Raw genomic sequence first — 13,614 nt, forward strand, 5'->3', positions numbered from 1 at the left:
CCGTACCGCCACGTTCGGCTGAACGAAATTGAAGGCCTGCAGAATGACGACATACACATACAGGCCAAGTAGAACAGGGAACCATGTTCCCCGAATGGGCTGGGGATACCACCGTGAGTTTCGTCCAAGAGCGAAGAGAGTGAAGGCTACTCCGAGAACGATGTCTTTCAGTATGTAGAAGAGGAGCGACTGACTAGGAAACACCCATTTCCGCAGTGCCCCATCGAACACTGCAAGCAGAAAAAAAAGACCGGCAAGCCATTTCCAGAGCTTCATCTTACTATCTCAATAAACAACTCGGCGCAGAAGATGAAGGTAATCAGATGCAATGCGGGAAATGCGGTGACGGTCTACGTGTGACGGCATCGCTTCCCTAAGGGTCGTACGTACGTCCGAAAGTAGTGCCCGTTCGGCGGCGTCGGTTAGAGCCTCCGGATCGTCGGGAGGCACGACCAGCCCACAGTCGCCGACTGCCTCCGGCAGACCGCCAGTCTCCGACGCCACCACGGGACACCCGCTTGCAATCGCCTCCAGAGCCGCAACCCCAAATGTTTCAGAACTCGAGGGAACAAGCAGCAATTCCGAAGTCCGATAATACTCAGCTAAATCAGCGGGCTCGGTCCATCCCGTGAACTTCACGGCATCTCGCACACCCCCTTCTTCTACTCGCTGTTCCAATGCATCTCGTTCAGGTCCGTCGCCACAGATCGTGAGTGTTATGTCAAAGCCCCGTTTCCGGAGGCGTGAAAGGACATAAATTGCAAGGTCGGCCCTTTTTTCAGAGACGAGGCGACCGACGAACAGTAGTCCATTTCGTTGTTCATCCTCAACATCCAACTGGTCGAAGAGAGGACGAAAGGTGTTTGGAATACGAATGGTGGGTCCAGGTACGGTATTAGCGACGGCTCGGCTAACCGCGACATTGACCCCGAGGTAGGAGGCTCTTCGCTTGAGCCACGACCGAAGGGTAGGGGTTTCAGGGCCGGATAACAGTCCGTGATGAATGATCACCATTGGTGTGCCCGTCAACAGTGGTTCGTGAAGGCTCCGTAGGGAGACGCCACTCTGCACGAAGACATCGGCCCACTGGACGTGGCGCCGCATCGTGGCGGACGAGGGATTCCGGTCCACCGTCAGGTCGTCGAGCTCATCTTCGCCCTCCAGGGGCGTTATTGTCGCCACCCGGACTGCGTGCCCAGCATCCTGCCAGGCGGTTGCCAGCACCCGGCTCATCATTTCTAGGCCGCCGACGGACGGGTAGAACGCTCGGCTTTCGAGGAGAATGTTCATGGTGGAGGCTATTTCCAATGCGAGAGGTCCTTTCCCAACCACCTCTCAAGCTCCCGGTTGGGATCCTCATAGACCTGTTGGAGATAGGCCCGATCTTCCTCCGCCATTGACGGCTTGCTGGTATCAAACAACACACGACGGGCGAAGGATCGAAGTGTGTCGATCGCGTCCGGGAAGTACGTCTCAGCGCGTGAGAATACGATTTGCCAGGCGTTCCGAAGCGTGGCATACACCGTGCGGGAAGTGGGATACTTCGTGACGTTGTGACGCGATTCGACATCAGGGACAAACGACGCATCAACCCCAATGGTCTCATATAAATGTTGGACAACCTTCTTGGGATGTCGCCGAAGGTCCCGATGTAGGACGACCTCGATTTGGGCTCGCCTGAATGTGCGTTCGTAGCGTCGCAGGTGGTTGATGTAACGACCTTGATTGACGAGATCCCGTCCGAATTCCGTATTCTGCTCCCGAACTAGCTCGCCAAACGACTGATCGGGGTCGGCCCTCCCCGTATATAGATAAAAGTGATACTGCGAAAACGCCCGGTCGATGGGATTCCGGAGCAGGCAGATCAGCTGCACGTCCGGAATGTGGTTTACAATCCGCGCAGGTGCTTCCTCGCTCTGCAGGAGACGTGCCGTGCCCTCCCCGATGGCGGTCTCCCCATCCCAGTGCTCGAAGTGAGACGCAAACCAGTCAATGCCCTTGTGGTACCGGCGGTTAAAAAACCATGTCTCCTTGGGAAGACTAAAGCAGACATCTGGGTGCTGTCGGAGAAACTGAGACAACGCAGTTGTCCCTGCCTTCTCTGCACCTATAATCATAAAATTAGGCAAGACTGTGCTGCTTATCTCTCCAGTCTTGCCCTTCTCGATGGGCTTGTTCACCTGAGTTCACCTCCAATGAGAAAGATCACATTCCAAACGTTGTTCGGTCCACGAAATCGTATCCTTGTACACATCCCGGAGATACGTTCGTGCTTCCGGTTCCATTCCGGGGCGGTCGCGGTTCGTAAAAAGGTCTCGCGCCTTCTCGCGGAGCACATCGACTGCCACCGGAGCTATCGCTTGTCCTACCGCCTCCAATGGCTGCCACGCCCGACGAGCCCAGTAGAAAAGACCTGGTGAGGTTGGATGCTTCGTCGCGTTGTACGTGTCAGTCGCCGGGTCAAAGTCTGGGTCCACCCCGATGAATCGATACACATTCTCGACCACCGACGTGGTCTCGCTCTGCAGGTCTTCCTGCAGGATGATCGTCATCTGGTCGCGGTTGAAATAATCGTCGAAGCGAGGAATTTGCCGGTCGTATCGGCCGAGCCGAATGATCTCGTCCCGAAACTCGCTGTTTTGATCCCGGATGACCTCCCCGAACGAGGCAGGGGTGGTGGCCTTGCCGGTATAGAGGTGGTAGTAATAGTGCGAGTACGCTCGCCTGATTGGATTACGGAGCAGGAAGATCAACTTCACGTTTGGCAACCTCTCGGCAATCCGCTCGGGCGCCTCCTCCGAGGCCATGGTCATACTCGATGCCTCTCCTACCGCATCCTGTCCTTCGTACCCCTCAAAGTGAGACGCAAACCACTCCCATCCCCGGTTGTAGTGTCGCCCAAAAAAATCCGTCTCCTTCGGCTCACTCATCAACACCCCGGGGTGCTGGTCAAGGAACTTGTACAAAGCGGTCGTGCCGGCCTTATGGGCTCCGCAGATCAAAAAGGTGGGAAGCGTCATGTTCTTCTCGGTCCTACCCAGAAAACACATTCGCGTCGATTGTACGCAGGATTTCTCGCGCCACTTTCTGGCTACGTGCCTGCTCCCGGTACCACGTGTACCCCTGTCGGCTCAGGTTTTCCCAGTCAATGGATTTTGTCCCCGCTTGCTCTAGCGTCGTGTAATGCGTACCGCGTGAAAGAACCGGAGTATGCTCTGCAGACCCATTCGGAAGCACCACCGGCGGGACCCCGTGCGCCAGATACGCAGCTACAACCCCTGACTTGGTCAGCAGATCAAGGCGGCGGTGGGCAAAGCCGAGTCGGGCCCCTGCAAGCCATCGGCTCACCTGCTTCGCCGACTGAATTCCCTTTATTTTGTGTCGAATCGTTAGATCGGGAATGTGCTCCGGCCGCGGCCCGATGTCGACGAGCCGATCAACTTGTCCGGCGTCGAGCACCCGGCTAAGTGACTCCGACCGGGAATATAACATGTCCTTTTCTTGTTTCCCGCAAAAGACGACGGCATAGCGGTCTCGATGATCGAGCGGCGTGCGGGTATCCGGCTCACCAACATTTGAGAATACGGGCTGGAAGACCACTGTTGACGGCCTGGGCGTCCATTGCTGGAGTTGCTTCACACCGCTCGGACGATTGACAAACACTCTCTCGGAAAGCTGCACAAGCTGCTTGGCAACCCACCGATGGACGGGTGTGAGCCAGAAGGAACTCCTCCAGATCGGACCGGAGGCGCTAATTTCGTGAAACACCGTGACTAGTGGCATGCCGTCGTCGCCACATGCTCGCCGGAGGCCCCGTACGAGCCAGAGGGGAGCTCCTCGCTTCGCATAGCCGTAACCCGAGTATTCCAAGAGCACCACGGCCCGGCCCTTGACCTCGTCGGCCAACCGCTGTACGGTCTCGGCCAGTTCCGTCGCTGAGCACTGCCCGCTCAAGTCAAAAACGGGAAAGTCGCCCTCAATGTCTTCGGTGGACTCTTTGTTGGCGTGGACGAGCACCGGCTTTACGGCTCCGGCCGACACCTCCACGAGCCGCCGAGAGAGAATGGTGGTGTAGTCCGCTACGCCCCCAACTGTGGGTGGGAGTTCTGGGGCAATATGAATAAGCCGAATACTGCGGTCCATGATCTTTATTTCCTTTCGATCATCGACGGCTCGATAAGCTCGTACCCAAATGCTTGCACCACTCCCTCATCCACGTTCTCGTTCACGAACTCCACGACCTCTCGGGAAAGATCTCGTCTCCACTTCCGATTCCCGTAATACTGCCTGTAGAACGCAAGATCTTTTTCGTCGTCCTTCGTTGACGCTCGAACGTTCGAAAACGATTCATCCTTCGTACTCAGACCGTACGTATCCGACATCTCCTCGATCACCTCCCGCGTATTCAGCAGTACGTTCTCGTACTTCACGTTGAACACCTTGAAGGAATCGGCCAGATCGAGGTAGGTCCTGTTCTTTCTGTTCCATATCTCCACCGGACTCTCAAACTGCTTCACCATCCATCCACCCTCCTTGTACCGCACGTTCTTGCATTTCTGTCGGATGAACGCCTCCAGGTGATCCCGATTCGACAGGTCTCCGATGCCATAGGGCCTCCGGTAGGTGGATAGAAGCCAAGCATACGGGTTCTTTGTAACGGTCACAAACAATACCTCGCTCGCCCGACGCCCATCAATTTGCTCTACGTCAACGAGTCGGTGCTTCCATCCGAGGTTCTCTTTCTCGCTTAGATAAAAATAGAGATTTGCAAAATCGACGTGCCAAGCCCGTTCCCACCCAATCAATCGACTCGCGTACAAAAAGTAATTCGCGAGAATGCTAGACCATTCGGGAGGAGTACCGGGAACGAAATGGACATCTAAATTCCTCCGGATCAGCTGACGAATATAGTTTGTGCCGCTGTTTCTTTGTCCATATAGCTTAATTTCTTCTTTCCTCATATTATTTATTATGTCAGCTTTTCATAGAACTCTTCGAGTCTATCTGCAGCGTCATCCCACCGCAACTCCTGAACGCATTCATGACCGCACCTCGCAATTTGCCGGCGCTTCCCGTCATCGGCCGCGAGCGCAGTGAGCGCGCGGTGGAGGTGGGGGGACTGCTTCTGTGACAACAGGTAGGCATTATCCCCGTGACTGAGGCCGCTCGCAAATCCCACCCGCGTCGCGACCAGCGCCGCACCGCAAGCCATTGCCTCCGTCATGACCATTCCGAAGCTCTCATAGATCGAGGGGAGAGTGAAAATGGCGAGGTCACGATACCAGTCGAGGAGTGCCTCACGCTCAAGGTAGGGAATTACCTCAATTTGTGAGCGCACGTCCTTCGGAAAATTCTCCCTTACGTCCATATCACCGACCCCCACGACACTGAACATCCAGTTGGGGTGGTCTCGAAGGAAGGAGGGCACGTCGCTCTCCAAAAGGCGAATATTCTTGATGCGACTCCAGTTCCCACAAAATCCCACGCGCTTCGGCCGGTCGTACTGGACTGTCTGCCCGAGAAAGAAATCGGGAAGTGGATTCTGAATCGTGTACACTAGCTCTTCCGGGACGTACTCTCGCTCAATCAAGAATGGGACGTCGTACGTGCTCACCGTCACGATGGCGTCGGCGGCATGGAGTCCCCAGTCGTAGAGCTGCGACAGGTCCCACTGAAACCAGTGCTCAAGCTGTAAATCGTCTTCGGTCGTCTGTCGTTGGACCACCACACGGTGCTGCTCGATCCCGTTGGAGTGGTGCACGAGAGGCACTTCGGGATGGATCCACTGGAGATACAGAGCCAGTAGCCAGGTTGGCCCACCCCACAGCTCGACGAGATCATAGTCTCCCGGTCGGCAATGCCAAAATGCAAATATAGCGATCATGACCGGAAAGAAATACCGCCGGCCCCGTCGAATGTCCCCCCATGCCCAGTCGGCCGGCCCGTACGCGTCGACCGTATGACCGCGCTCACGCAGTCGTTCTACGTATCCCGTAATCACGTAGCCGCTTCCCTGGCTGGGATCGTGAGGCGTATTGCTGACGGAGAGGATTCGCACGAAATTTCTTTACTACTACAAAAACGATACACTTACTCCCTTCTTTTCGAAATATCATCCAAGGCCTCTCTGAAAGCCAATAATGCCATACATATACTCGATGGGTTTTTGGCAGCATCTCTTAACACGCAAATAGCATTATTAGCAAAACTTACAATCGATCTCTCGTATGCTATAGAATCCATTATTATTGTATAGTATTTTGACTTGGTATACTCTTTTGAGTCCCCTTCAGGCAATAGCCCACCTGATTGACCTTCTTGGTCTAAGTGGAATATATACGTTTCCTTGAGCTCCCTAATTCTATACCCTCGACTCTTTAGTCTGCTACCAAGCTCAAGATACAGATATCCTGCCCACGGCTTCTCTCGGTATCCTCCTTCTTCGGAAAACACCTTTTCTGGAAAAATCGCGGATCCATCGGCGATGGCCTTCGAGTTTTGGTCGTCCTCCGGAAGCACCGTATGCCCCTTCGGATGGATTTCACCCGGCCTTGCGATCGCATCCGAGTTCAGTCCCGTTCCGTAGTTCTTCTCCCCAATCACCCATACCGCTTTCGGGTCGGATTGAAGGGCCTCTACACACGTCTCCATGTGCCCTTCGGGAAATTCGTGGTCGTCATCCATCGTTCGGATGTGGGTCCCCCGGCAAGCCCGCGCCGCTCGGTTCCGGTTGGGGTAGAGCCCTTTCTTTGGTCCCTTCACGTACCGGCAATCGTACGTCTCCGCCACTCTCTGGACCTTTTCCACATACTTGGGATCGGAGTCGTCCGAGACTAAGACTTCGAAGGGCTGAACCCGCTGGGCTCGGAGCGATCGAAGCGTTCGCTCCAGGCTCTCGGGCCGGTTGCGTGTGACGAGAGCTACGCTCATGCGAATGTCCCTTTCGCGGAGATCACTGCTTTGGGATTCGTCGGGAACCATGCCAATTTCTATAGATCCTGCAAACAAATCTGTACACACTTCTCGAGGCGCTCTTTCTCCGCTGGAGAGTATCGCTCTCTCCACTTATGATTTCGGCTCTCTAGCTCTACGCGCTCAATGAACGACGCCATGCTTGGACTTTTTTTCAGTCCAATCGACCCCAAAATATCTTCCAGAGATCGTTCCGGGTTTGTCATGATGTCTTCGTATCGGACCTCACAGAAGCACTGCTTCTCCAGATGGGTGGCCTCTTCGACGATGCCCCTGACGAACGTCCCCCATTGGAACGCTGCAAACGTGAGCGGATCCTCGTATCGAGTCCTCCACACATTCTGCCACGGTTCCGGCCATCCTTCGATCCACCACTCCCGCTTTTCCCAGGCTCTCTCAAATGCTCCCGTCACGAGCTTTCGATGATACGACGCCGCGGCCGCGCGACCGTCCCGCCGAACGTGCACGAACACGGCGTCCGGAAAGACGCGTTTCAAGTACCGGATTCGGGGAAAATCCGTATACTTGGAGAGCAATCGGGGCTTGCCCTGGTAGCGGAGAACGGCCTGAACAGTATCCCGGACGCAATCAATCTCCCGGGAATCCACATCCTCCGGAGTTCGTCGACGGGGCGGATCCTCACCGTCTCGATCCCAGAGGAAGTCTTCCAAATGATGTCCCCAGAATCCCCAGGGCTCCACAGGCTCGGGCAGGTAGTACCGGATCTTCTCTGGGAAGCACTTCCGGCCTTGCGTGACCTCGTAATACAACGAGTCACCGAGTCCAGGAAGGTCGTACAGCCGGTTCAAAGTACTAATCGCCGGCACTTCCGGTCGGACGTGCTGATGCTGGGAGATCCAGCCCAGCTCCTCGTGCGCGGCCAGTAACTGCAGCGTGATGGTCGTTCCCGAGCGGGGACTTCCCACCAAAAAAACAGGGGGTTTCATTTTGCTCCTCAGCACACTTGAACGGCGATCGGCTCCTGCTCGGGACCAGAGATCGAAGGTCCTGCTCGTTCATCCCCCGGAGTGAACTTGACGGGTCTCCGGATCTTCCAAAGCAGAGACGTACCTCCGAATGATGTCACTCCACTGAAACTGTCCAGCTGCTTGCATACACTCCCGAGACAACTGCTCGTACGACGAGGGATCCAACGTCAAGAGATCCGATATTTTCCGACCCATGGACTCTTTCTCCGCGGCAGGGACCATCAGAGACTTCGGAAGTTTTTGCAGCATGTCCCGCGGTCCCGGCACGTCGTATGTTACGACAGGAATGCCCGCGGCCAGCATCTCGAGAACGGCATACCCGAACCCTTCGATGTAGCTCGGCAGAACTCCCACGGTGATCCCTCGCAAAAGTTGAGGAAGCTCCTCGTATGAATAGGAGGGTACGACTTCGACGTCGGACTGAAGGGGTTCGGGAATGTCCCGGAGCACCTCTGTTCGCGGCTGTCCCGTTCCCAGAAGACGGAAGGCGGCCCCGGGATGCTGCCGACGAATCGTTTGAAAAACAGGGGGCAAATCGAGCGCTCCTTTCCGCGGATTCCACACCCCAATATAACCAACTGTGGGCCGCTCTTCCACCCCGTCTTCGCTTGCCACTGAATTGAGCGCGGAGAGTCGCTGTTGGGACAACCCTCCCTGCTTCAGAACGACGTGCTTATCGGGAAAGTGCGACTCGGCAAACCGAAGTTCGTCCCGATTCATCGCCGAAATGGCGTCGGCGTGTCGGACGCTCTGTTCGATTAAAAATTCGGGCTTTGTGAGCTTGTTCGAGATATAACCGGCGAGCCGACCGAGCACAGAGCCACGGGTTCGGTTCTTCTTCCGTGATGGCGCCTTTTTTCCGTACGACTTATGATGGTGATACAACCCGTGCGAATTGTAAACAACGGTGGCGTCCGTTCGCATGTAGCGTTTGGAAGCCGGTAGATTCCCCTGATCAGCCTGAATCAGATCGTAGGACGTCTCTGAGTGCCGCACGTGCTGCACGGCCTTCCACGGAAACAAGGCCCCCCCGAAGTATCGAACGAAAACATTCTTTTCAGGAAACGCGTCTTCAAAGGTATACTTGTCCACACGATGCCCCATCTCGCGGAGGTGCTCCGCAAGCATGACGTTTCCCTGAGGTCCCCCAGCACTTTTCGTCCACGGCATGTGCGAAACAACGAGAACGTCCATGTCTATTCTATCCGATTTGTCATTTATCTATACATATTAAATTCCCTGCTATCGTATTTTTCAATTCTGCATTCTTTCACATATCTCTTGGCGATGATATCATCTATCTCATCTTACTATACTGATTAATGCCTTCCCCTTCTATCATTCCGTGATCATACTCTACATCGATAAAGCAACAAATCTTTCTCGTGGCTGCCTCCAGACTGGTCACAAGGTCATAAAAACGCACCAATCTCTTTACCTCACCGTACTCCTGTTTTGCACGGTGGATTGTCCGTACGGCCTGAGCCCATAGGTACTTTCCTTTTTTCGCCGTTCCCGGTCCGTACCGCCGTCGGATAGAATCAATCACATGGTTCGGGTTCCGCAGCATGGCAACGACCGTCGCTCCACGTTCTTCAATATACGTACGAATCGTGTCTCTTCGATCGGCCCGCCAGTGTGCATACGAAACGGGGAGATGGCGGGGGCAACCGACGAATGCTCGCATTGCATCTTCGAGTCGGGTCCACAAGGAGCGTTCGTCTATCGGAGAATCCAGAGTGATGTGGCTGGGAACACACAGCTTGTCTCCCCACACCTTCATCCCAATGCTCTTCTCCGCTCCCGGACCGTGATGCTCCGAAAGCATCCCAACATCACAGTGTGCAGCGATTATTGCTGCACACTGTGACGTGCCCGAGCGAGGCGCCCTGATACGAGGCATACATCACGTTCAGATGGCTTGTCATTCATATCTCACATGCCGTATTCGTCGTGAAAATCACTTCCTAACACATCAAGAGCACGGTTTACCTGCTCAATATTCCGACTCGAAAGCTCATTCTTCCATCCATATAGACGCTTCTCTCTGGAAACGTCTTTCCGTTCGGACTGTGTGGATGCACTCTCCTCAGCGAGAAAATCCTTTGTTGTCTCCGTTTCTTCAGGAAGAACTCGTGCGAGGTAATCCGCCCCGTGTCTCACCAACCGTTCGTAGCGGACCGGTATCACCATTCCCTCGTCTTCCAACTGTCTCACGTACCGTTCTACACATACCCAGTATCCCGTCAGACGCGCCGCAATTCCTCGTCGGTTGAGTTTCCGAAGCGCGTCGGCATCCTCCCGAAATAACTGTTCTCTTCCATCTCCGACCTCAAGAAGTTGCTCCACCAGCGAAAGGTCCGCTGGCCACTGCCAGTTTGTCCGCAGTATGCTGGCCACAACGGCACGCGGATCTCGGCGAATGTGCAGAATTGTGGGCCCAAACTCATTCCGGATTGCCGGAATCAGGAAATGTGCTCTCGTAAACTTTACCGCTACTCGGGTTCTCATTGCCTCCCGGAGACGGTGTGCGATTTTCCCCCAGGTCCCGTTTATCCCCAGTTTGTTTTCCGCGTCGTACCGCGGGGTCCGCGGGTACACTCCCGAAATCGACGACACGAGGGCTCGCCGAATGTACGCTCGGAGCGGACTCCCTTTTTCAAAGTGCTTGTCGGCGTAGGGCATGAGGGGAATCCGAAATGAGCGACGGAGGTCAAGCCCGTATGTCGAAGACAAAACAGAGGTTCGGTATGGCGCAAACTCGGAATACAGCGGCTCTAGGATCGGCTTGGCGTTTCGAGCTCGAGCAATCGATTGGAGAAGCCACGTAGTCCCGCTCCGCCAAAACCCTGTTACGACGATAGCTTCTGAAGGGTAAAGTGTCCTTCCGATGACCGAATCGATAGCCCATTCGGGATGCCGAAGACACACAAGCCGATTTGTATCTTCATAAAAGCAGGTCATCCCAATCCGAAGTGGTTCCTTGAATGATTGGCCTATTCTCTATCAGCCCTGGTTTGTGTAAGAGCCGACGGCCGCTTTTTGGGTGAGTTTTTTGTACGCGCGGAATGCTTCTGGATCATATGCGTCCAAATTATAGCTTTGAACGTCACGGTGGGCGACCGAAGGATCGATTTTCTCACGCTCATACTGACGCGCTCCACTGTGCCCCTCGATCATATCCAACGAGAACGGAAGACCTAAAAACACGCAGATATCCGACATAACAACCTTCGGCCGTTCCACCAGATCCACGAACCGGACGAGGTGTGTTCTATCAGGATACTCTTCACTGGCCCGACTAATGGTGCGAGCAGCTTGGGACCACCTCTCTTTTGCAAGGTCAACTGTCGACGCTGGCCCCCGCCGACGAATGGAGTCAACGACGTGGTCGGGATCCCGTATCATCGCAACTAACTTTGCTTCCTTCTCTACGTAGGTCCTGATCGTATACTGCTGAGAAGGAGGGGGAGGATACGACTCCATAAACTGTGGTCGACGTCGCGGACGACCGATTACTGCACGAACCCCGTCTTCGAGCCGACGCCAAAGGCTTCGATCATCCGGAATTGGATCCAGCCTAATCTGATTCGGGATGCAAAGCTTATTTCCCCAGACCTTGACTCCCGGAATCGTGTGGCCTGCGTGCCCCAGGTCCTCAATTACCATTCCCACATCCGGATGAGAACCAATCATTGTGGCACAGAGCGTTGTTCCGGATCGGGGAGAACCGACGAGAAGACACCCAGTTCTAGTTTGAGACATTTGCCGGTTCGTTGTAGAATAAAGAATCTTAAGAGACCGTCCTAGAGCGACTGCATCTCCACCATCTCTCGAAAGTCCCCATCCTCGCGCATCCGGAGTTCGTCGTACGTTCCGGCTTCCACGACGCATCCTTCATCAAGCACGTACACCCGGTCGGCATTCTTGACCGTTGAGAGCCGGTGGGCGATAATCACGACTGTCACCTCGCCCTTCAGCGCATCAATACTCTGCTGGATGTGCTGCTCGGAGGCGGTGTCAAGGTCACTCGTGGCCTCGTCTAGAAGGAGCAGGTTCGGCTCTTTAAACAGCTCTCGAGCCACAAAGAGGCGTTGGCGTTGCCCACCGGAAAGGCGCACGCCGCGGTCTCCAACCACCGTCTGATACCCATTCGGTAACTCCCTGATGAAGTGGTGTGCGTGGGCCCGTTCGGCGGCGTGGACCACCCGTTCCCGCAGGGCCGGATCGTCTTCAATGTCTCCCTGCCAGAGACTGATGTTGTTGGCCACCGTATCGTCAAAGACGACCGTCTCCTGCGAGACATAGCCGACTTGGTCCCGCCAGAAGGCGAGATCCACCTCGTCGTGCGGCACGCCGTCGATCGTGACCGTGCCCGTGCGGGGCTTCAGCATGAGCGTGAGCAGGTCCACGAGCGTCGACTTCCCGGCGCCGGATTCGCCCACCAGTGCCACCGTCGTGTTCGCTGGAATGTCGATGTTAATATCCCGCAGCACGTCGCCGTCCTCCTCATTGTAAGCGTAGCACACGTTCCGCAGCTCGATGCCCTCGTGGAGGACCTCTACTGCCTGGCGACCGCTCCTCTCCTGGTTCGCGAGGACGCCCTCAAACTCGTCGTCCACCATCTCCACCGATCCAATTTTATCCATCGTTCTCTGCCATCCACTCTGCAGTGAAATCATTGACTGCATGCCGCGGTGAAAAAGAAGCAGGGCCACAAAGATCGGCGCGATAGGATCGTTGAAGACGGCCACCTGAATGGCGATGAGCGAGACAATCAGGAGAACCGATACTGGTTCTTTCAACGCACTCGTAAAGGCCCCCGCCGTCCGCTGGCGCAAGATGTATCCAGTAAGCCGGTTCACGCTGTCGACCACACCCTCACGCAGATGCTTCGTCTGTCCGGTGGACACAATGTACTTGAACGCCTGGAGAGACTGAACGAGTAGCTTATTGAGCGTGCTCATCTCTGCGGAGCGCTTCCGTGAGAGCCGCCGCACGTAGGCATTTAAGTACTTGAAGAGAAATAGAAGCACCGCCCCCACTCCCATCGCCATGAGGGCAAATCGCCACGCAATAAAAAACGCGCCCGTAAAGTAGCTGACGGTGTTAACGGTCTGACTCGTGAAGCCGATGAAGCTCTTGAACGATTGGAAGAACCGGTTGACCTGCTGGTTGATGACGTTAATGAAGTGCCCCGCGTTCTGACGGATGTAGTACCGGTAGTCCATCCCGGTGTACGCGTCGAACAACTTCGTCTTCAGCTCGCGCAGGAGCTGGGCCTGCAGGTAGCCCTGGTATCCCCCTTTGGCGAACTGGAGTGTGCCTTTGGCCACGAACGTCACCGCGATAAACGCCAGGATGGCCACCATCGAGTCGGCAATGCCCATCCACGTCAGCAGGTCGTGCAGGACCTCCTCCGCCCAGCCCATGTCCTCGGGGTCCCCCCCGGACTGCGATGCCCGAAGCAGTGGGAGCAGCAGTGTGATGCCGAACACCTGGGCGACGGCCGTCGCCACCGTAAGCGCAAAGATCAGGTACATGCGCCGGCCGAGGTAGCGGCGGTAGATCCTCAGGTATCGAATGAGATCACTAAACGTCTCCATCAGCTAGAACCAATGATGAGCATTCGAAAAAACGGAGGCGTTCTCCG

12 protein-coding genes are annotated in these 13,614 nt (G+C 55.4%); all 12 read right to left on the bottom strand.

All coding sequences use genetic code 11. The features are described 5' to 3' along the window. Positions 1 to 285: 285 nt before the first annotated feature. Positions 286 to 1,290, bottom strand: coding sequence for a glycosyltransferase family 4 protein (locus BSZ35_RS11030; protein WP_105012483.1), 1,005 nt, complete (start codon positions 1,288 to 1,290; stop codon positions 286 to 288). A gap of 8 nt (positions 1,291 to 1,298) precedes the next feature. Further along, complete coding sequence (locus BSZ35_RS11035) at positions 1,299 to 2,117, bottom strand: sulfotransferase domain-containing protein (RefSeq protein WP_105012484.1); 819 nt, start codon at positions 2,115 to 2,117, stop codon at positions 1,299 to 1,301. Positions 2,118 to 2,186: 69 nt separating this feature from the next. Further along, positions 2,187 to 3,020: a sulfotransferase domain-containing protein gene (locus tag BSZ35_RS11040; protein WP_181149298.1), complete on the bottom strand. Its 834-nt coding sequence runs from the start codon at positions 3,018 to 3,020 to the stop codon at positions 2,187 to 2,189. A 13-nt stretch (positions 3,021 to 3,033) separates the two neighbouring features. Beyond that, positions 3,034 to 4,143 carry a hypothetical protein gene (locus BSZ35_RS11045; protein WP_105012486.1) on the bottom strand — a complete coding sequence of 370 codons (1,110 nt, stop codon included), beginning with the start codon at positions 4,141 to 4,143 and terminating at the stop codon, positions 3,034 to 3,036. Between the two features lie 5 nt (positions 4,144 to 4,148). Then, the gene (locus tag BSZ35_RS19560; RefSeq protein ID WP_181149299.1) at positions 4,149 to 4,664 is read right to left on the bottom strand and encodes a sulfotransferase domain-containing protein; all 516 of its coding nucleotides are present in this window, start codon (positions 4,662 to 4,664) and stop codon (positions 4,149 to 4,151) included. Between the two features lie 305 nt (positions 4,665 to 4,969). Next, positions 4,970 to 6,058, bottom strand: a complete 1,089-nt coding sequence (locus BSZ35_RS11055) for a glycosyltransferase family 4 protein (protein ID WP_105012488.1) — start codon at positions 6,056 to 6,058, stop codon at positions 4,970 to 4,972. Positions 6,059 to 6,090: 32 nt separating this feature from the next. After that, positions 6,091 to 6,981 (bottom strand): glycosyltransferase, encoded by an 891-nt coding sequence (locus tag BSZ35_RS11060; protein WP_105012489.1) that lies wholly within the window; start codon positions 6,979 to 6,981, stop codon positions 6,091 to 6,093. An 8-nt stretch (positions 6,982 to 6,989) separates the two neighbouring features. Continuing rightward, positions 6,990 to 7,919, bottom strand: coding sequence for a sulfotransferase (locus BSZ35_RS11065; RefSeq protein ID WP_105012490.1), 930 nt, complete (start codon positions 7,917 to 7,919; stop codon positions 6,990 to 6,992). A 69-nt stretch (positions 7,920 to 7,988) separates the two neighbouring features. Next, entirely contained in the window at positions 7,989 to 9,155 is a 1,167-nt protein-coding gene (locus tag BSZ35_RS11070) for a glycosyltransferase family 4 protein (RefSeq protein ID WP_105012491.1), read from the bottom strand. Positions 9,156 to 9,896: 741 nt separating this feature from the next. Then, positions 9,897 to 10,925, bottom strand: a complete 1,029-nt coding sequence (locus tag BSZ35_RS11080; RefSeq protein WP_146110061.1) for a sulfotransferase — start codon at positions 10,923 to 10,925, stop codon at positions 9,897 to 9,899. A 42-nt stretch (positions 10,926 to 10,967) separates the two neighbouring features. Further along, positions 10,968 to 11,855, bottom strand: coding sequence for a sulfotransferase (locus BSZ35_RS11085; protein WP_105012494.1), 888 nt, complete (start codon positions 11,853 to 11,855; stop codon positions 10,968 to 10,970). Then, positions 11,768 to 13,567, bottom strand: a complete 1,800-nt coding sequence (locus tag BSZ35_RS11090) for an ABC transporter ATP-binding protein (protein WP_105012495.1) — start codon at positions 13,565 to 13,567, stop codon at positions 11,768 to 11,770. The genes BSZ35_RS11085 and BSZ35_RS11090 overlap by 88 nt, the downstream gene beginning before the upstream one ends. Between the last annotated feature and the right edge of the window lie 47 nt (positions 13,568 to 13,614).

It is taken from the genome of Salinibacter sp. 10B, from assembly GCF_002954405.1.
GTDB lineage: Bacteria > Bacteroidota > Rhodothermia > Rhodothermales > Salinibacteraceae > Salinibacter.